General features: G+C 70.3%; 15 protein-coding genes. 4 read left to right on the top strand and 11 right to left on the bottom strand.

The window, feature by feature from the left end; translation table 11 throughout:
* The first annotated feature begins 2 nt into the window (after positions 1-2).
* A complete protein-coding gene (locus BLQ63_RS18900) occupies positions 3-818 on the top strand; it encodes a hypothetical protein (RefSeq protein WP_091038720.1) in 816 nt (271 codons plus the stop codon).
* A gap of 205 nt (positions 819-1,023) precedes the next feature.
* Here the strand turns inward: BLQ63_RS18900 and BLQ63_RS18895 are convergent, their stop codons facing one another.
* From BLQ63_RS18895 to BLQ63_RS18870, 6 genes are all read right to left on the bottom strand, one after another.
* Positions 1,024-2,022 carry an ABC transporter ATP-binding protein gene (locus BLQ63_RS18895; RefSeq protein WP_218125354.1) on the bottom strand — a complete coding sequence of 333 codons (999 nt, stop codon included), beginning with the start codon at positions 2,020-2,022 and terminating at the stop codon, positions 1,024-1,026.
* Positions 2,019-3,041: an ABC transporter ATP-binding protein gene (locus BLQ63_RS18890; RefSeq protein WP_091038715.1), complete on the bottom strand. Its 1,023-nt coding sequence runs from the start codon at positions 3,039-3,041 to the stop codon at positions 2,019-2,021. The genes BLQ63_RS18895 and BLQ63_RS18890 overlap by 4 nt, the downstream gene beginning before the upstream one ends.
* Before the next feature lie 9 nt (positions 3,042-3,050).
* Positions 3,051-4,208 carry an ABC transporter permease gene (locus BLQ63_RS18885; RefSeq protein WP_091038713.1) on the bottom strand — a complete coding sequence of 386 codons (1,158 nt, stop codon included), beginning with the start codon at positions 4,206-4,208 and terminating at the stop codon, positions 3,051-3,053.
* 7 nt (positions 4,209-4,215) lie between these two features.
* A complete protein-coding gene (locus BLQ63_RS18880; RefSeq protein WP_091038711.1) occupies positions 4,216-5,211 on the bottom strand; it encodes an ABC transporter permease in 996 nt (331 codons plus the stop codon).
* An 18-nt stretch (positions 5,212-5,229) separates the two neighbouring features.
* A complete protein-coding gene (locus BLQ63_RS18875) occupies positions 5,230-7,281 on the bottom strand; it encodes an ABC transporter substrate-binding protein (RefSeq protein WP_091038709.1) in 2,052 nt (683 codons plus the stop codon).
* 275 nt (positions 7,282-7,556) lie between these two features.
* On the bottom strand, positions 7,557-8,099 hold the full coding sequence (locus BLQ63_RS18870; protein ID WP_143014991.1) for a hypothetical protein: 543 nt from the start codon (positions 8,097-8,099) through the stop codon (positions 7,557-7,559).
* A 136-nt stretch (positions 8,100-8,235) separates the two neighbouring features.
* On the opposite strand from BLQ63_RS18870, the gene BLQ63_RS18865 reads away from it, so the two are divergent.
* Positions 8,236-8,673 (top strand): PH domain-containing protein, encoded by a 438-nt coding sequence (locus BLQ63_RS18865; protein WP_091038704.1) that lies wholly within the window; start codon positions 8,236-8,238, stop codon positions 8,671-8,673.
* On the opposite strand, the gene BLQ63_RS18860 is transcribed toward BLQ63_RS18865, so the two are convergent.
* Complete coding sequence (locus BLQ63_RS18860) at positions 8,670-9,581, bottom strand: 2-hydroxyacid dehydrogenase (protein ID WP_091038702.1); 912 nt, start codon at positions 9,579-9,581, stop codon at positions 8,670-8,672. The genes BLQ63_RS18865 and BLQ63_RS18860 overlap by 4 nt on opposite strands.
* Positions 9,582-9,857: 276 nt before the next feature.
* Between BLQ63_RS18860 and BLQ63_RS18855 the strand changes: the two genes are divergently transcribed.
* Positions 9,858-11,012, top strand: coding sequence for a PQQ-dependent sugar dehydrogenase (locus BLQ63_RS18855; RefSeq protein ID WP_091038700.1), 1,155 nt, complete (start codon positions 9,858-9,860; stop codon positions 11,010-11,012).
* Entirely contained in the window at positions 11,013-12,590 is a 1,578-nt protein-coding gene (locus BLQ63_RS18850; protein WP_091038698.1) for a metallophosphoesterase, read from the top strand.
* An 88-nt stretch (positions 12,591-12,678) separates the two neighbouring features.
* Here BLQ63_RS18850 and mgtE read toward each other — a convergent pair whose 3' ends face one another.
* The 4 genes from mgtE to gatC form a co-directional block, all read right to left on the bottom strand.
* Positions 12,679-14,025: a magnesium transporter gene (gene mgtE, locus BLQ63_RS18845; protein ID WP_091038695.1), complete on the bottom strand. Its 1,347-nt coding sequence runs from the start codon at positions 14,023-14,025 to the stop codon at positions 12,679-12,681.
* 496 nt (positions 14,026-14,521) lie between these two features.
* The gene (gene gatB, locus BLQ63_RS18840) at positions 14,522-16,009 is read right to left on the bottom strand and encodes an Asp-tRNA(Asn)/Glu-tRNA(Gln) amidotransferase subunit GatB (protein ID WP_091038693.1); all 1,488 of its coding nucleotides are present in this window, start codon (positions 16,007-16,009) and stop codon (positions 14,522-14,524) included.
* Positions 16,010-16,013: 4 nt separating this feature from the next.
* A complete protein-coding gene (gene gatA / locus BLQ63_RS18835) occupies positions 16,014-17,519 on the bottom strand; it encodes an Asp-tRNA(Asn)/Glu-tRNA(Gln) amidotransferase subunit GatA (RefSeq protein ID WP_091038690.1) in 1,506 nt (501 codons plus the stop codon).
* A gap of 3 nt (positions 17,520-17,522) precedes the next feature.
* Positions 17,523-17,822 (bottom strand): Asp-tRNA(Asn)/Glu-tRNA(Gln) amidotransferase subunit GatC, encoded by a 300-nt coding sequence (gene gatC / locus BLQ63_RS18830; RefSeq protein ID WP_091038687.1) that lies wholly within the window; start codon positions 17,820-17,822, stop codon positions 17,523-17,525.
* Positions 17,823-17,904 lie beyond the last annotated feature (82 nt).

Below are 17,904 nucleotides of genomic sequence, written 5' to 3'. Positions count from 1 at the left end.
CCATGGGCCGCATCGTGGGCGTCCACGGCATCGGGAACTACCTCCCCGAGCCCCCCGTCCTGGCCGCACAGGTCAAGACCCGGGAATGGGCGGCGGCACTGGCCGGGTCGCCGTTCCGCCGATCATCCGAACCGGACGCGGACGTGCGGGTCGCGTACTACGCGGATCTGCTCCAACCTCCCGGACGGCAGGGCGGGCCCGAGCTCGACCAGGACGCGGAGTCCATGTTCCTGGAATTCCTGAAGGACTGGATTCCCGAAGGCGCCCAAGGATCCTCGACCTGGCTGCTGCGGCTGGCCGCGAGCAGGCTCGCCGACGCCGTCGCACTCTCGCCCGCGGCGGCGTTCGGATTCCTCAGCGCCTTCTTCCCCGAGGTGGCGGCGTTCCTGCGCGTCGAGGGCGCCTTCACGCCGAAGCACCACGTGCTCGCCCGCGTCGCCTCCGAACTGGCAGGGGCGGAGGTCGTCATCGCCCATTCGCTCGGGTCGGTGGTCGCCTATGAGGCGCTGTGGAAGTACGGCATCGAGGTGCCGCTGCTCGTCACGCTGGGCTCCCCGCTCGCGATGCCGACGGTGTTCGGACGGCTCACCCCCGCGCCCGTCGGGGCGCTCGGCGCCCGGCCTCCCGGAGTGGGGCGCTGGGTGAACATCGCGGACCGGGGGGATCTGGTCGCCGTTCCACCCGGCGGCATGAGCAAGCGGTTCGACGGCGTCGACGTCGACGTGCACGACACGATCGGGGCGTTCGACTTCCACCGCGTGGCCAAATACCTCCGGTGCCGCGAGCTCGACGCGGCCCTGCACGACCGGGCCGTGTAATCGTCGCCGGAGCGGCGGACGGGCCCGCGCCCCCGGCGGCCGGGTCGGCGCTCGCGGAGGACCGCGGTCGCTCCGGGTTCGAGGATTCGGGCTGGGGCCCAGGGCTTTCCGGTGAGGAGGGCTCCGAGGCATACGGGGCGGGTCGCGGTGCACCAGACTTCGCCTCGGTGCCCTTCGGCGGGAGGCCACGGGTGCAGAAAGCGCATCAGGACGGGGTGCCGACGATGCCCTGCAGGTCGAGTTCGCCGCTGCGCACGCAGCGGGCGCCGTCCCGCAACTCGATCGTCCCGGTGTCGCAGCGGCCCTCCTCGGCGTAGCGGCAGCGGCGAGCGAACGCGCAGCCCGGCGGCGGGTTCGCCGGGTCCGGCAGCTCGTCGGGCAGCAGGATGCGGCCCCCGCGGCCCTTCAGGGCGGGATCGGGGATCGGCACGGCCGACATGAGCGCCTCGGTGTACGGGTGCCGCGGGCGCTCGTACAGGTCGGCGGTCCCGGCGAGCTCGACGATCCGCCCGAAGTACATGACCGCGACGCGGTCGGCGAGGTTCTCGACCACCGACAGGTCGTGCGAGATGAACAGGTACGTCAGGCCGAACTCGGCCTGGAGCTCCCTGAGCAGGTTGAGGATCTGCGCCCGCACCGAGACGTCCAGAGCGGACACCGGCTCGTCGGCGACCACCAGGCGCGGGTTCACGATCAGCGCCCGCGCGATGTTGACGCGCTGGCGCTGCCCGCCGGAGAACGCGTGCGGGTACCGGTCCATGTAGTCCGGGCTCAGGCCCACGCGCCGCATCATCTCGGCGATGCGGTCCTCCAGCTCCGACCCGCGCGCCTCCCCGGTGGCCACCAGCGGGTCGCCGATGATCTGCCGCAGCGTGAACCGCGGGTTGAGCGACGAGAACGGGTCCTGGAAGACCATGCGGATCTGGCGGCGCAGCGGCGCGCGCTCGCGCCCGCCCATCGCCGTCAAGTCCCTGCCCTCGAACAGGATCGAGCCGCTCGTGGCCTTCTGCGCGCCCACGATGGTGCGCCCGAGCGTGGTCTTGCCGCACCCCGACTCACCCACGAGCGCGAGGGTCTCCCCCGCTTTGAGGGTCAGGTCGACGCCGGAGACGGCGTGGTTCTCGACGGTGGTGCGCCCGAGCAGGTTGCGGCGCACCGGGAAGCGGACGTGGAGGTCGCGGATCTCCAGCAGCGGTTCGGTCATGCCCGGACCCCTTCGGTCTCGTAGAGCACGCATTCGGCGGTGCGGCCGTTCCCGAAGTCCACTTCGGGCGGCGCTTCGACGTCGCAGGTGCCGGCGATCGCCTCGGCGCACCGGGGGTGGAACGAGCAGCCGCTCGGCCGGTGCAGCGGACTGGGGACCGCCCCGGGGATCGTCGGCAGGTCCCGGCCCCGGTCGCGACCGAGCACCGGCACGGAGGCGAGCAGCGCCTTCGTGTACGGGTGCTTGGGATCGGCGAACAGCTCCTCGACGCTCGCGCGCTCCACCACGCGCCCGAGGTACATCACGGCCACCTCGTCGGCGAGCTCGGCGACCACGCCGAGGTCGTGGGTGATGAACATGACCGCCATCCGGTGCTCGGCCTGGAGCGAGCGGATGAGGTCGAGGATGCGCGCCTGCGTGGTCACGTCGAGCGCGGTCGTGGGCTCGTCGGCGATGAGCAGGGACGGGTTGGCGCACAAGGCGATCGCGATCATCACGCGCTGGCACATGCCGCCGGAGAGCTGGAACGGGTAGGCGTCGACGCGGCGGGCCGCGTCGGGGATGCCCACGGTGTCGAGCAGTTCGATCGCCTTGGCGCGGGCCGCCTTCTTGTCGAGTCCGGTGTGGAGGCGCAGCGTCTCGACGAGCTGCGCGCCGACGGTCCGCAACTGCAGCAGCGAGGCGGCCGGCTCCTGGAAGATCATGCCGACGTCGCCGCCGCGCAGCTTCTGGAGCCGCTTGTCCCCCGGGTCCAGCGTGAGCACGTCGAACGCCTCGCCGGTGCCGTCGATCAGGTCGCCGTTCCAGGTGACCGTCCCGGCGTCGATGCTCCCGGAGTCCTCGATCAGGCGCAGGATCGAGCGGGCCGTCACGGACTTGCCGCAGCCGGACTCGCCGACCACGCAGAGCGTCTTGCCGGGGTGGACGGCGAGGTCGACGCCGTCCACGGCGCGGACCTTCCCGTCGAAGGTGTCGAAGCTGGTGTGCAGCCCCGAGATCTCAAGCAGTGGTTGCTCCATCGCCCTCACCTAGTGCTTGTAGGGGTCGGCGGCGTCGCGGAGGCCGTCGCCGACGAAGTTGAACGCCAGGACCACGAGCACCACGCACAGGCCCGGGATGAGCAGCCACGGCGCGCCCGACAGGACGCTCCACTTGCTCGCGTCCTGGAGCTGCACGCCCCAGGAGACCGCCGGCGGGCGCAGGCCCATGCCCAGCCACGACAGCGCGGTCTCGGCCAGGATCATGCCCGGGATCGACAGCGACAGCGCCGCGATGATGTGCGAGGAGAACGAGGGCAGCATGTGCCGGAACATGACGCGGCCGTGGCTGGATCCGTCCAGCCGCGCCGAGGTCACGAACTCCTCGCTGCGCAGGGCGAGGAACCGCCCGCGCACTTCTCTGGCGAGGCCCGTCCACGCCACGAGCGCGAGGATCGTGGTGATGATGAAGTACCGGCCCACCGGCCCCATCTGGGTCGGCAGCGCGGCCGCGAGGCCGAGCCACAGCGGGATCGACGGGACCGCCATGATCAGCTCGATGAGCCGCTGCACCGCGTTGTCGATCCACCCGCCGAAGTAGCCCGAGACGGCGCCGAGCACGATGCCGAGCATGAACGCCAGCAGCACGCCGATGATGCCGACCGAGGCCGAGACGCGGGTCGCGTAGACGAGCTGGCTCAGCAGGTCCTGGCCGTCCGTCGTGGTCCCGAACAGGTACATCGGGTCGTCGACGTCCTTGGGGCCGATGAGGTGCCGGTCCATCGGGATGAGCCCGAACAGCTCGTACGCCTCGCCCTTGACGAAGAACCCGACCTCGACGCGGTCCTCGGGGTTCGCCTCGTAGGTGATCCGCAGGGACCGCGGGTCCTGTTCGGACGTGTAGCCGTCCACGTGCAGGCCCCACCGGAAGCCCTCGGGGCCGTCGGTGTCCCACAGCTTGAGGACCTGGGGCGGCGCGGTGGTGTACTCGGAGTCGCGGTGGCGGTCGTCGAACGGGGCCATGAACTCGCACAGGGCGATCACGACGAGCATGCCGGCGAGCAGCCAGGCCGAGACCAGGGCCAGCTTGTGCTTCTTGAAGGCCCACCACACGAGCTTGCGCTGGGGGGCGCGGGTGCGCACGGCCTCGGCCGAGTTCTCGGGCGGGATGCCTTCGCCCTCTTCCAGGGGCGCGGGTTGCGGACTCATCGGGGCGTCACCTCTGGTGTCCGAGTCGGATGCGGGGGTCGAGCCAGCCGAGCAGGAGGTCCGAGATCAGTGTGCCGATGACGGTGACCACGCTGAGGACCATGATGATCGAGCCGGCCAGGTACATGTCCTGGCTCTTCAAGGAGCCCAACAGGATCGGGCCCAGCGTCGGCAGGCTCAGGATCTGGCCGACGACGATGTCGCCGACCAGCAGCAGCGGCAGGATCCAGCCGATCGTGGACACGAACGGGTTGAGCGCCACGCGCAGCGGGTAGCGGCGCAGCAGCGCGCCCTCGGGGACGCCGCGGGCGCGCGCGGCCGTGACGTAGGGGCGGTGCAGCTCGTCCAGGAGGTTGTTGCGGATGATCCGCACGAGTCCCGCGACGCCGCCGGTGCCGATGACGATCATCGGGATCCACAGGTGGCCCAGCAGGTCCAGGAGCTTCCCGAGGTTCCACGCGGCGTCGCACCACTCCGGCGAGCACAGTCCAGAAGGGACCGAGCCGAACCAGGTCACGCTGAAGTAGATGAACACCAGCGCGATCAGGAAGTTCGGCGTCGCCAGGCCCAGGAAGCCCACGGTCGTCACGGCGTAGTCGCCGGCCGAGTGCTGCTTGACGGCGGAGTAGACGCCGATCGGGAAGGCCAGCGCCCAGGTCACCAGGAGCGTGATGACCGAGACCGCGATGGTCCAGCCCAGGCGCGGCGCGATGACCTGGGCGACGGGCTTCTCGTGCTCGAAGGACATGCCCAGATCGCCGTGCACGACGATCTGCGTGAACCAGTGCCAGTACTGCTGCAGCAGATTGCCGTCGAGGCCGTACCTGACCCGCAGGTTCTCGAGGTCCTGCGGGTTCAGGCCCTGGCCCTGGACCGCGTAGCGGGACTGGAGGGCGGTCACGTAGTCGCCGGGCGGCAGGTTGATGATGACGAACACCACCAGCGAGATCGCCAGCAGCGTCGCCGCCATGTAGAGCACGCGGCGACCCAGGTATCGAACCACTGTCGTTTCCTCAGCCCGCTAGTTCTCGTCGATGTACCACTGCTCGGGCGCGGCGGGGCCGGGCGTCCCGTAGCTGGGGTTCTCGGGCATCGAGCCGCCGACGTTCTTGAGCCGGTTGGTGACGACCGCCCAGGCGCCCTGGCCGCGGACGGTGCCGATCGCGAAGAACTCCTCCTTGGCGATGGCGAGGATCTGCTTGAAGATCTCGTCGCGGGCGGCCTCGTCGGGTTCGGACTTGAACTGGTCGTAGAGGTCCCACTGCTCGGTGATGGCGGCGGGGGGCTCCACGATCAAGGGGTCCACGGTGGCGCCGGCGGTGTAGAGCTCGGACCACTGGCGGGCGAAGAACGCCCCGCCGCCGGGCCCGGCGGCCATGTACCAGTAGACCGAGTTGGTCTCGTCGATGTGGCCGCCGTCGCCGGTCCACACGGTCAGGTCGAAGTCGCCCTCGTTGACGAGGTTCTGCCAGTTCTCGCGGGGCTGGCTGCCGACGTGGAGCTGAACGCCGACCGCGGCCCACATGTCCACGATCATGTCGAGGGCGTTGATCCACACGGTGCCCAGGAGGGCGTCGTCGGCGACGGCGGCGGTGAACTCGAGGCGCGTGCCGTCGGCGGCGGTGCGCACGCCGTCGGAGCCGGTGGTGTACCCGGCCTCGTCCAGCACCTGGTTCGCGAGGTCGGGGTCGAACTCGAGGTACTGGGTGTCGAACGCCTCGTCGTAGAACCGGGACTCGGGCCGGGGCGCGGCCTGGGCGGGCTCGCCGACGCGGTTCCACAGGACGTCGATGAGCTCCTGCCGGTCGATGGCGTGCGACATGGCGACGCGGAACTGCTTGTCCTGGAACACCGCGCGGAGGGCGGCGTTCTCGTGGTTCATGTTGAACGCGATGTTCATGTCGGTGGAGTAGGTCGATTCGAGGTCGACCACGGTGTAGTTCCCGTTGCCCTCGTTGTCGACCGCGTCGGCCCGGTGGGAGTTGTCGTTGAAGTGGCGCGAGTGGAAGTCGTAGTCGCCGTTGATGGCGTGGGCGAACATGGTCTCGACGTCGGCGATGATGTTGAAGCGGACCTCGTCCAGGTACGGGAGCTGGCTGCCCTCCTCGTCGACCTTCCAGTAGTACGGGTTGCGCTCGAACAGCGCGTAGTCGGCGTCGGAGATCGGCTTCTTGCAGATCCACGGGAGCAGGCTCGGCAGTTCGGCGTTCTCCCACTGGAAGTTGAAGAGGTTGCCGAGGGAGGTGAAGCGGGCGACCCAGCCGTCGAAGCCCGCGTCGATCGCCTCCTGGTCGGCGTTCGGGTTGAAGTCGACGTGGAACTGCTCGAGGTAGTGGCGGGGGTACATGGTGAAGCGCTGGCCGGAGACGCCGACGGCCATGTCCTCGCGAAAGAGCGGCTTGGGTCCGGAGAAGCGGACGGTGAAGGTGTAGTCGTCGACGATCTCGAGCACGGCCGGGGTGCCGTCGGTGGAGGAGAGTTCGGTCGGGAAGCCTTGCGTCAGTTCGGGGTTGAGGGCGACGCTGTTGTAGGCGAACTCGACGTCGGCGGTGGTGAGCGGCTCGCCGTCGGACCATTTGACGCCCTCGCGGAGGACGACGGTGAACTCGGAGGCGTCCTCGTTCGGCTCCAGGGAGGTGGCGATGTTGGGGAGGATCTCGTCCCATTCGCGGGAGCGCTCGAGCAGGTGGCCGTCGTTGACGGTGCGCCACAGCCAGGGGCCGTCGGCGGATCCGGTGATGGCCGAGGTCCAGGTGCCGCCGTAGGCGCCGATGGACTCGGTGGCGGTGACGACCAGCGGTTCCTTGGGGAGGCGTTCTTCGACGGGGGGCAGGTCGCCGGCTTCGACGCGCTCGGCGAGCATGGGGGCTTCGGGTCCCTTGTCGCCTCCGCCGCCCTCGCCCTCGGGGTCGGTGGAGAAGAAGCTGCATCCGGCCGCGGCGGCGGTGACGGCCGCGCTGCCGGTGAAGACGAGTCCGCGGCGGCTCAGTGCCGGGTCGGGCCACGGGAGGGTCTTCCCCTCCGGTTTCGATCGGTTTCCGAACGGGTGCTGGCGGGGCTGCTGAGTGCTCATCGGCGAGCGCTCCTTCCGTGGTCGCGCGCAGGCCGCCGGTCGCACTCGCGGGCTGCGCCAAAAAGGGGTGCGACGGAGCCCTGCACGACTCCGTGCGAGTACCGAAAGTACTGATCGACTTCCGGAATAATTCCGAAAACTTTCGGTAATAGCGGTGAGACTACGGCAACACCAAAACAGCGTCAAGGCTGGTAAGTCGCCACAAAGGTCACGATAGGGTCACGATGGCAATCGCATTCCGTTGACCTGCAACTGAACTGTTTCGAAAGTTTCGGTCATTCGTCCAGTGACGTCGGTCGATGCCCTGAATAGTGCTCGCGTTGCGGCGGGAGGCCGCGCCGGTACCCCTCCCAGAGGCTGCGCATGACGAAGATCTTCTCGTCCAGCGCGTCGTCGGACGACAGGGCGCGGCCGGAGTAGGGGGCCCGCAGGCGCCAGGGCCGCTGCCGGGGGTCGGTCAGGTAGACGACCGGGACGGTGCGCCCCGCGCGGCGCTCGGCGCGGATGTCGGCGATGTCGGTCCAGGCGGCGTACCGCTCGGTGCGCGGCGTCCCTTGGGCGGCTTCGGTTTCGAGCGGGTGCATGCCGCGCTCGTCGAGCACGACGCCGTGCCTCCTGGCTCCGGCGTAGGCGACCGCCAGCGCGACGGCGGCGGCGACGAGGACCAGGCCCAGGAGGGTGAGGCGGTACCAGTGGCCCACGGCCAGCATGTAGCCGGCGGCCGGGACGAGGGCGACCACGACGGAGAGGAGCGACAGGAACAGCGCCCGCCCGAGGACTTGACGGGACGTCGGACGGAATGTGATCTTGACGGCCATCACCACCCCCACCAGGCTCGATCGGCTGCCGTTGAGGTGATCGTGTCACGTCGCGCCCACGCGTCAAGCGACAATCCACCAGAAAACGGACTGGGCTCTTCGCATTCCACGCGTTCGGGTGTGTCAGGCTGGTCCCATGACGAGCACCGAAGCCCCCGTTTCGCGACGGCGCCTGCGCATCCGCCGCTCGGCGGCGATCACCGGCGCGGCCTTCGTGGCCTGGCTGATGGTCGCCCCGCTGGCCCTGTCGCTCATCCTCGAGCAGCCGGTGTGGGGCGCGTTCTCCGTGGCCCTCGGGGTCGTCCTGTTCCTCGCGCCGGTGGCGCTCTCGATGTGGGCGTGGCGCTCGGGCGTCGACGTGACCGCCGAGGGCATCTCGATCCGCGGCATGTTCACCAGCCGCACCATCGCATGGAAGCACATCGACGGCTTCGCGACCGGGGACGAGGGCGTCGCGGCGATACTGGACGACCAGTCCCAGGTCCGCCTCGACCCGCTCAAGCCCGAGAACCTCCCGCAGGTCCTGAGGATCGGCGGCCAGGAGCTGCGCACCGCCGACGCGGACAGGCCCTAGTAGCCGTCGGCGACGACGTTCTCCAGGGGCTCGCCGTTCGCGAAGCGGCGGATCTGGGGCCCCACGGGCGCATAGGCGCGGTCGAGGGTGCCGTCCACCGAGGCGCCCGCGTGCGGGGTGATCAGGGCGCCTTCCAGATCCCAGAGCGGATGGCCCTCGGGCAGCGGCTCGGGGTCGACCACGTCGACCGCGCAGCGCAGCCGCCCGGAGGCGACCTCGGCGACGAGCGCGTCGGTGTCCACGATCGGGCCGCGCGCGGCGTTCACCAGGAGCGCGCCGTCCTTCATGCGGGACAGGAACTTCGCGTCCACCAGGCCGCGCGTCGCGTCGGTGAGCGGCAGGATCAGGACCACGACGTCGAAGTCCGGCAGCAGCGCGTCGACCGCGTCGATGGCGTGGACGCCGGGGCGGGCCGAGCGGGCGACCTTCTCGACCTCGGCGCCGAGCACGGTGAGGACCTCGCCGACCTTCTCGCCGATGTCGCCCGCGCCGACGATGAGGACGCGCTTGCCCACGACGGTGGTGGTCCACTCGACCTTCCACTCGTGGCGCGGCTGCTTGCGCGCGAACACGTCGAAGCCGCGCATCGAGGCGATGACCGCGCCGACGGTCCACTCGGCGGTGACGCCGGTGTGCACGCCGCGCGCGTCGCACAGGACCACGCCCTCGGGCACGACCGGGACCCACACTTCGGCGCCGGCGCTGAGGAGCTGGATCGCCTTGAGCGAGGTCATGTCCAGCAGCGGGGTCGTGACCTTCGAGCGGGCCAGGAACGGCGGCACCCAGAAGTCGAGCGCCGCCGGATCGGAAGGGTAGTCGCCGCGCCCGTCGTAGACCTCGACCTCGACACCTGCCGGGAGCGGCCCGAGCAGCGCGCGGCCCTCCTCATGAGCGATCCAAACCTTCACGCGCCCCAGCGTAAACGATTGCTCCGGGGGTTAGCCCGCTCCCCGCTGGGGACCCTCGTCGCCATGGAAAGCAGCGTGATCACGTTGCCGGGAGTGGCCAGGCCGGGCCCGGTGGTCCCGGGCGAGGCCGCGCCCGAGTCCATTCGTTCGGTCGCAAGGCGGAAGGCCTCCCCGATACCGGGGTTGTATCGGGGAGGCCGACAACGCAGCGAGCGGGCGAATGGGCCGGGCGCGGACCGGACGGGGCCACCGGGCCCGGCCTATAGTCTTGTGCGCATGCGCAGGTTGCTCTCGGCCGCGGCGGCGACCGCCGCGGCACTCACGCTCGCCTCTTGCTCCTTCGGCGAGCCTCCCGAGCCCGAGACGGGCCAACCGCCGAACCTCCCCACGCCCTCGGGCTCCCCCGAGGCGCCCGCCTCGTTCATGGACGTCGTCGCCGAAGACCTCGAGGTCCCCTGGGGCCTGGACTTCCTGCCCGACGGCACCGCGATCGTCGGCGAGCGCTCGACCGGCCGCATCCTCGCGATCACGGTGGCCGAGGACGGCACGGTCGGCGCCCCCGAGGAACTGCGCAGCATCGACGTCGACGCCGACGGCGAAGGCGGCCTCCTCGGCCTCGCCGTCTCCCCCGGCTACGCCGAGGACCACGCGGTCTACGCGTACTACACCGGCGACGGCGACAACCGGATCGTCCGCCTCGACCTCGAGTCCGACGCCGCCCCCGAACCGGTCCTCACCGGCATCCCCTCGGGCCCCAACCACAACGGCGGCGCGCTCGAGTTCGGCCCCGACGGGTTCCTGTACGCCGCCACCGGCGACGCCGGCCAAGGCGACACCGCCCAAGACCCGGAATCCCTGGGCGGCAAGATCCTCCGCATCACCACCGCGGGCGAGCCCGCCGAGGGCAACCCCGACGCCGACTCCCCCGTCTACTCCTCGGGCCACCGCAACATCGAGGGCCTCGCCTGGAACGCCGCGGGCGACCTCTACGCCACCGAGTTCGGCCAGGACATCGCCGACGAGGTCAACCGCATCGAACCGGGCGGCAACTACGGCTGGCCGATGTTCGAGGGCGACGACGCCGGCGACGAGGCCTACGTCGACCCCGTCCTCACCTGGGAGCCCTTCGAGGCCTCCTGCGCGGGCGCGATCTTCCTCGAGGACGCGCTCGTCACCGCCTGCCTGCGCGGACAGCGCCTCTGGATCGTCCGATTCGACCAGTCGGGCGCGCCCGCGGAGGAGCCCCAAGCTTCCGTCGTCAACGAATTCGGTCGACTACGATCGGTCGCGATGGGCCCCGACGGGATGCTGTGGGTGACGACCTCCAACCGCGACGGCCGCTGCATCGAGGAGCGCGGCTGCACCGCGAACGAGGCCGACGACCGCATCATCCGCTTCACGACCAGCTACGCCGCACAAGGAAGGGTCTAGATGAACGACCGGCTCGCCGCCGCACTGCACCGCACCAGGGACGCCGCCCGCACCGCTCGACGCGGCGCGGGCTCCTTGTGGCGCAGAACGAGGACGGGCTGGTCGCGCCTCAGAGCCTCCCAGCGGGCGCGCCGGGCCGGACTCGCCGTCGCGGTCCTGTTCGTCGGGACGGCCTCGGCCGCCGGCGGCCTCGCCCTGGTCGGCGGCACCAGCGCCGACATCGGCCCGTTCGACACCACCGTCGCCCTGCACCCCGACCTCCACGGCGAGACCGTCGTGACCATCCCCCCGCTCGGCGAGGTCGCCTTCGACAGCCACGACGGCCCCATCGGCCTCAACCTCAAGCTCGACTCGGTCGACCCCGTTGCCGCCCAGGCCATCATCAACACCCCCGGCGGCGTCACCGCCGCCTCCGAGAGCCTCGCGACCGACGTCACCGACGCGGTCGTCCGCGTCGTCGTCGAAGCCCTCGCGATCGTGACCCTGTGTGGACTCCTGGTCGGCGCCCTCGCCTTCCGCACCTTCCGCAGGACCCTCCTGACGGGCCTCACCTCGCTCGCGGTCACCGCGTCCCTCATGGGCTACGCGGCCTCAACGCTGCGCACCGAGTCCATCTCGCAGCCGCGGTACGAAGGCCTGCTCGCCTACGCCCCCAGCGTGGTCGGCAATGCCGAGGACATCGCCGTGAACTACGAGACGTACGTCGCGAACCTCCAGAAGTTCGTCACCAACATCTCCGAGTTCTACGCGCTGGCGATGGACATGCCGCAGCTGGGCATCGAGGACGACTCGATCCGGGTCCTCCACGTCTCCGACATCCACCTCAACCCCTCCGCCTGGCACCTCATGGAGTCGGTCGTCGGCCAGTTCGACATCGACGCGGTCGCCGACACCGGCGACCTCAACGACTGGGGCTCGGAGCAGGAGGCCGAGATCTTCTCCCAGGGCGTCGAGCAGATCCAGGTCCCGTACGTGTTCGTCAAGGGCAACCACGACTCCGCGACCACCGTCGCCGCGCTCGCGGCCTACGACAACGTGATCGTGCTCGACGGGGAGGTCCAGCAGATCGCGGGCCTGGACTTCGCCGGCGTCGCCGACCCGAGGTTCACTCCCGACAAGGGCAGCCAGCCCTCCAGCGAGTACGCCCAGCAGATGCTCACCCAGTCCGGCGAGCGCCTGGCCGACGCGATCGAGGACGCCGGCGGGGCCGACGTGGCGATGGTCCACGAGCCCCCGATGGCCGACCCGCTGGCCGGGGTGGTGCCGCTGGTCCTGGCCGGGCACACCCACGAGCGGGCCGTCCACGACCTCGGCGACGGCACCACGCTCATGGTCGAGGGCTCCACGGGCGCGGCCGGGCTGCGGAACTTCCAGTCCGAGGACCCCATGCGGATGGAGATGGACGTCCTCTACTTCGACCCGACGACCAAGGCGCTCACCGCGTACGACTCGATCTCGGTCGGCTCCGGGACCGAGACGGACGTGACGCTCGAGCGCACCGTCATCCCCACCGACGACCAGGTGAGCGACGCCGACATCCAGGGCACCGAGGAATCGAGCGCGCCGCCGCAGGACTGAACCGGGCGGTCGGCGGGCCCGCCCCGAGATCGGAGAAGGCCCCGACGCGGCACGGCGTCGGGGCCTTTCCTCTGCGCTCCTTGGGGTTTCAGCCGGTCAGCGCCGGTCCGAGGATCAGGGCGGCGACCGAGAAGTAGATGAGCAGGCCCGTCGCGTCGCACAGGGTCGAGACCATCGGGGCCGAGACCAGAGCCGGGTCGATGCCGATCTTCTTCGCCACCAGCGGCAGCAGCGAGCCGACGAACGTCGACCAGGTGCAGATGACCAGGAGCGTCAGGGCGATGATGAGCCCGATGTCCCAGCCGTAGACGAGGCCGACCACGGGACCGCCGACGGCGGCGAGCATGACGCCGAGCAGGAAGCCCACCCGCGACTCGCGCCAGGTGATCCGGAAGGCGTCGGAGAAGCGGACCTCGCCGACGGCCATGGCACGGATGATCGTCACCGACGCCTGCGACCCGGAGTTCCCTCCGGTGCCGGTCAGCAGCGAGATGAACACCGCCAGGACGGTGACGTTCGCGAGGTAGGTCTCGTAGTAGTTCAGCACCGTCACCGTGAGCGAGGCCGAGACCGCCAGGACCAGCAGCCACACGGCGCGCTTGCGCGCCAGCATGAACACGCCCGCCGAGAGGTAGGGCCGCTCCAGCGGTTCGGAACCGCCGGCGCGGACCGCGTCCTCGGTGTCCTCGGCTTCGAGGACCTCCATGGCGTCGTCCCAGGTGATCATCCCGACGAGGCGGTCCTCGTGGTCGACCACGGACAGCGCGTTGAGGTTGGCCTCCTGGATGAGGCGCGCGGCCTCCTCCTGGTCGGTGTCGGTGGAGACCTGGTAGTGCTCGTCGGCGATGAGCTCGGCGACGCGGACGTCGGGGTCGGCGCTGACGAGGTCGGCGAGCGTGACGGTGCCGAGGAGTTTGCGGTGCCCGTCGGTCACCGGGAGGACGTCCAGGTGGCGGGGGCGCTCGCGCAGGTGCCGGATGCGCTCGATGGCCGCGGCGGCGGTCATCGAGGCGCGCAGCGACACGTAGTCGGGCGTCATGATGCGTCCGGCCGACTCGGGCTCGTAGCCGAGCAGCCGGGCGGTGGTGCGCCGGTCGGCGGCGCTCAGCTGGGACTGGAAGCGGGTCGTGACCTTCGCGGGCATCTCGTCGAAGAGCTTGGCCCGGTCGTCGGCCTCCATCGACTCGAGCAGCTCGCGGACCGTGTCGGTCTTGAGCCCGTCGAGCAGTTCCTGCTGGTGGACGGGGTCGAGCTCTTCGAAGACGGCGAGGGCGCGGTCCTTGGAGAGCAGCCGGAACCGGACGGCCTGGTCGGCCAGGTCCATGCGCGGGAGCTCTTCGGCGAGTTCGACGGTCGAGAAGTCGGCGAGTTCCAGTCGGAGCGCCGCGAGCTCGTCGACGGCCGCGGGCGAAATGGGCTGGATGGTGTGTGCCATGTCAGCCACCTCCATAACATGAGGAAAGGGCCGTGCCCCCAACGCATGTGCGGAAGTCGCCGCAGGTCAGGCCGCCCGCTTCAATCTAAGAGGACGCGGGGCACGGTAAAGGGAAATCGGGAAGAACGCGTCGGTATCTCGACTGGATCCGGGGTCGTCGCCCATGGCCCTCACCTCCTCGGGTCGGAATGAAGCTTGCGGTCTCCAGGGTAGCAATGCGCTGTGAAGAACGTCGCTCTCTGGGGTTCCCAAAGACTCGCGGCTCACACTGGGACTGAACGGACAGTGAACGCAAAAGGGCCGGATCTGACGACCCGGCCCTCGCGATGGTGAACAGGGGGTGGCTGGGGAGCCCGGGCGAGTCGGTATCCGAGTCCGTTTGTTCGCTCGCAAGGCGGAAGGCCCTCCAGATACCGGTGTTGTATCTGGAGGGCCGACAACGAAGCGAGCGGGCAAACGGGCCGGATAACGGCCGTCCGGGCTCCCCAGCCACCCCCTAGCTCAGCTTGTCCAGGATGATCTGGCGGACCGTTCCCGCGTCGGCCTGGCCCTTGGTGGCCTTCATGACCGCGCCGATGAGGACGCCGGCGGCCGCGTGGGTGCCGCCGCGGATCTTGTCGGCCACGGCCGGGTTCGCACTGATGGCCTCCTCGACGGCGGCCTCGAGCGCACCGGTGTCGGAGACGACCTCCAGGCCGCGCTTGGCGGCCACGTCCGCCGGGTCCCCCTCGCCGGCGAGCACGCCGTCGATGACCTGGCGGGCGAGCTTGTCGTTGAGGCGGCCGTCGTCGACCATGCCCTGGAGCTGGGCGACCTGGGCGGGCGTGATCTGGAGCGCGCCGAGTTCGTCGCCGTTCTCGTTGGCGCGGCGCGACAGCTCGCCGAGCCACCACTTGACGGCGCCCGAGGGCGTGGCCCCGGCGGCGACGGTGGACTCGATGAGGTCGACGGCGTCGGCGTTGACGACCGACTGCATCTCCTTGTCGCCCAGGGACCACGAGGCCTGGAGGCGTTCGCGGCGCTTGCGCGGGAGTTCGGGGAGGCCGGCGCGCAGCTCCTCGACCCATGCACGGCTGGGCTCCATGACGGCGAGGTCGGGCTCGGGGAAGTACCGGTAGTCGGTGGCCTCCTCTTTCGAGCGTCCGGCGCGGGTCTCGCCGGTGGTCTCCTGGAAGTGGCGGGTCTCCTGGAAGATCCGCTCCCCCGCGTCGAGGAGCGCGGACTGGCGGCGCACCTCGTAGCGGACCGCGCGCTCGACCGAGCGCAGGGAGTTGACGTTCTTCGTCTCGGTGCGCGTGCCCCATCCGTCGCCGGGGAGGTTCAGCGAGAGGTTGACGTCGCAGCGCAGGGAGCCCTGCTCCATGCGGACGTCGGAGACGCCGAGGGAGCGGACGATGTCGCGCAGCTCGGCCGTGTAGGCGCGGGCGACCTCGGGGGCGAGGGCGCCGGTTCCGGGCACGGGCTTGGTGACGATCTCCACGAGCGGGATGCCGGCGCGGTTGTAGTCCACGAGGGACTCGGTCGCGCCGTGGATGCGCCCGGTGGCGCCGCCGACGTGGAGGGTCTTGCCGGTGTCCTCCTCGAGGTGCACGCGCTCGATCTCGACCCGGTACTCCCTGCCCTCCACGACCACGTCGACGTAGCCCTCTTCGCAGAGGGGCTCCTCGTACTGGCTGGTCTGGAAGTTCTTCGGCATGTCCGGGTAGAAGTAGTTCTTCCGGGCGAAGCGGGTCCACTCGGCGATGTGGCAGTTGAGGGCCAGGCCGATCTTGATGGTCGCCTCGACGGCGGCCCTGTTGGCGACCGGGAGGGCGCCGGGCAGGGCCAGGCACACCGGGCAGACCTGGGTGTTGGGCTCGGCGCCGAAGACGGTCGAGCAGCCGCAGAACATCTTGGTGTTCGTGTCGAGTTCGATGTGGGTCTCGAGGCCGAGGACGGGCTCGTAGGTCTCGACGGCCTTGTCGTAGTCGTTCAGCTTGGTCATGTCGCTACTTCCCCTCGGGCTCGGGCTCGGGCGCGGTGTCGGCCAGCAGTGCGTCCTGGGTGGACTCGTAGGCCGCCGCGACGCGGTAGGCGACGTCGTCGCCCATGACCGGGCCCATGACCTGGAGGCCGACGGGCATCCCCTCGGAGAGCCCGACGGGCACCGAGACGGCCGGGCCGCCGTACAGGTTCGTCGGGATCGTGTAGAGGTCCGCGAGGTACATCTGGTACGGGTCGTCCATCCGCTCGCCGAACTCGAAGGCGATGAACGGCGTGGTCGGGCTGATGATCGCGTCGACCTGCTCGAAGGCCTTCTCGAAGTCCTGCTTGATGAGCGTGCGCACGAGCTGGGCCTTGCCGTAGAACGCGTCCACGTACCCGGCGCTGAGCGCGTAGGTGCCGAGGATGATGCGGCGCTTCACTTCCGGGCCGAAGCCGGCCTCGCGGGTGAGGCTCATGACCTCTTCGAGCGAGTGCTCGCCGTCGTCGCCGGTGCGCAGGCCGTACCGGACGCCGTCGTAGCGGGCCAGGTTCGAGGAGGCCTCGGACGGGGCGATGAGGTAGTAGGTCGGCAGCGCGTAGGTGAAGGACGGGCAGGAGACCTCGACGATCTCGGCCCCGAGCTTCACGAGCTGCTCGACGGCGGCCTCGTAGGCGGCGATGACGCCCGGTTCGGCGGCGTCGGAGCCTTCGGCGAACTCCTTGACGACGCCGAGCTTGACGCCGGCGAGGTCGCCGTTCGCGCCGGCGCGGGCGGCGCGCACGACGGGCGGGACCGGCGCGTCGATGGAGGTCGAGTCGCGCGGGTCGTAGCCGGAGATGATCTCGTGGAGGATCGCGGCGTCGAGGGCGTTGCGCGCCACCGGGCCGGGAGTGTCCAGTGAGGACGAGAAGGCGATGAGCCCGTAGCGGGAGTTGGACCCGTAGGTGGGCTTGGCGCCGAAGGTGCCGGTGACGGCGCCGGGCTGGCGGATGGAGCCGCCGGTGTCGGTGCCGATGGCGACCGGGGCCATCTTCGCGGCCACCGCGGCGGCCGAGCCGCCGCCGGAGCCGCCGGGGATGCGCCCGGTGTCCCACGGGTTCAGGGTCTTCTGGAAGGCCGAGTACTCGGTGGAGGAGCCCATGGCGAACTCGTCCATGTTCGTCTTGCCGAGGATCGGCATCCTCGCGGCCTTGATGCGCTCACTGATCGTCGCGTCGTAGGGCGGGATCCAGCCTTCGAGGATCTTCGAGGCCGCGGTGGTCGGCAGGCCCTTGGTGACCACGACGTCCTTGATCGCGATGGGGACCCCGGCGAACGCGAAGGTCTCCTTGCCCGCGGCGATGTCGGCGTCGACTTCGCGGGCGGTGGCGAGCGCGCCTTCGCGGTCGACGTGCAGGAACGCCTTGATCGTGCCGTCGACGGCGTCGATGCGGTCGAGGAACGCGGTGGTGACCTCGACCGAGGTGAGGCGGCCCTCGCGGATGTCGGCGGACAGCTCGGCGGCGGTCTTGTCGATGATGCGGCTCATGCGCTAGGCCTCCTCGTCCAGGATGCGCGGAACCCGGAAGCGGTCCTCGAACGTGTCGGGGCCGCCGGAGAGGGCGGCCTCGCGGGACAGGGACGGCTGGGGCTGGTCTTCCCGGAAGACGTTCACCAGCGGCACCGCGTGCGAGGTCGGCTGGACGCCGTCCGTGTTCACTTCGGCGAGCGTCTTCATCGATTCGAGGATGACGTCGAGCTGGCCGGCGAAGGCGTCGAGCTCGTCATCGGTGACTTCGAGGCGGGCCAGCCGCGCCAGGTGCGCGACTTCCTCGCGTGAAATCGTACTCACGACAGGTGTTTCCTAACGGTTACTAGCTGCGGGAAGACCAGTCGAGTCTAGGCCGTGCACGGCGGGGGCCCGAGGCGGGCAC

It is taken from the genome of Glycomyces harbinensis, from assembly GCF_900101745.1.
In the GTDB taxonomy this organism is placed as follows: domain Bacteria; phylum Actinomycetota; class Actinomycetes; order Mycobacteriales; family Micromonosporaceae; genus Glycomyces; species Glycomyces harbinensis.
This window is presented reverse-complemented; position numbering and strand designations above follow the sequence as displayed.

Bases quoted from the DNA above. Each gene is read 5' to 3' on its own strand.
- BLQ63_RS18900 (WP_091038720.1), top strand. From the start codon at position 3: ATGGGCCGCATCGTGGGCGTCCACGGCATCGGGAACTACCTCCCCGAG.
- BLQ63_RS18895 (WP_218125354.1), bottom strand. From the start codon at position 2,022: ATGACCGAACCGCTGCTGGAGATCCGCGACCTCCACGTCCGCTTCCCG.
- BLQ63_RS18890 (WP_091038715.1), bottom strand. From the start codon at position 3,041: ATGGAGCAACCACTGCTTGAGATCTCGGGGCTGCACACCAGCTTCGAC.
- BLQ63_RS18885 (WP_091038713.1), bottom strand. From the start codon at position 4,208: ATGAGTCCGCAACCCGCGCCCCTGGAAGAGGGCGAAGGCATCCCGCCC.
- BLQ63_RS18875 (WP_091038709.1), bottom strand. From the start codon at position 7,281: ATGAGCACTCAGCAGCCCCGCCAGCACCCGTTCGGAAACCGATCGAAA.
- BLQ63_RS18870 (WP_143014991.1), bottom strand. From the start codon at position 8,099: ATGGCCGTCAAGATCACATTCCGTCCGACGTCCCGTCAAGTCCTCGGG.
- BLQ63_RS18865 (WP_091038704.1), top strand. From the start codon at position 8,236: ATGACGAGCACCGAAGCCCCCGTTTCGCGACGGCGCCTGCGCATCCGC.
- BLQ63_RS18855 (WP_091038700.1), top strand. From the start codon at position 9,858: ATGCGCAGGTTGCTCTCGGCCGCGGCGGCGACCGCCGCGGCACTCACG.
- BLQ63_RS18850 (WP_091038698.1), top strand. From the start codon at position 11,013: ATGAACGACCGGCTCGCCGCCGCACTGCACCGCACCAGGGACGCCGCC.
- mgtE (WP_091038695.1), bottom strand. From the start codon at position 14,025: ATGGCACACACCATCCAGCCCATTTCGCCCGCGGCCGTCGACGAGCTC.
- gatB (WP_091038693.1), bottom strand. From the start codon at position 16,009: ATGACCAAGCTGAACGACTACGACAAGGCCGTCGAGACCTACGAGCCC.
- gatA (WP_091038690.1), bottom strand. From the start codon at position 17,519: ATGAGCCGCATCATCGACAAGACCGCCGCCGAGCTGTCCGCCGACATC.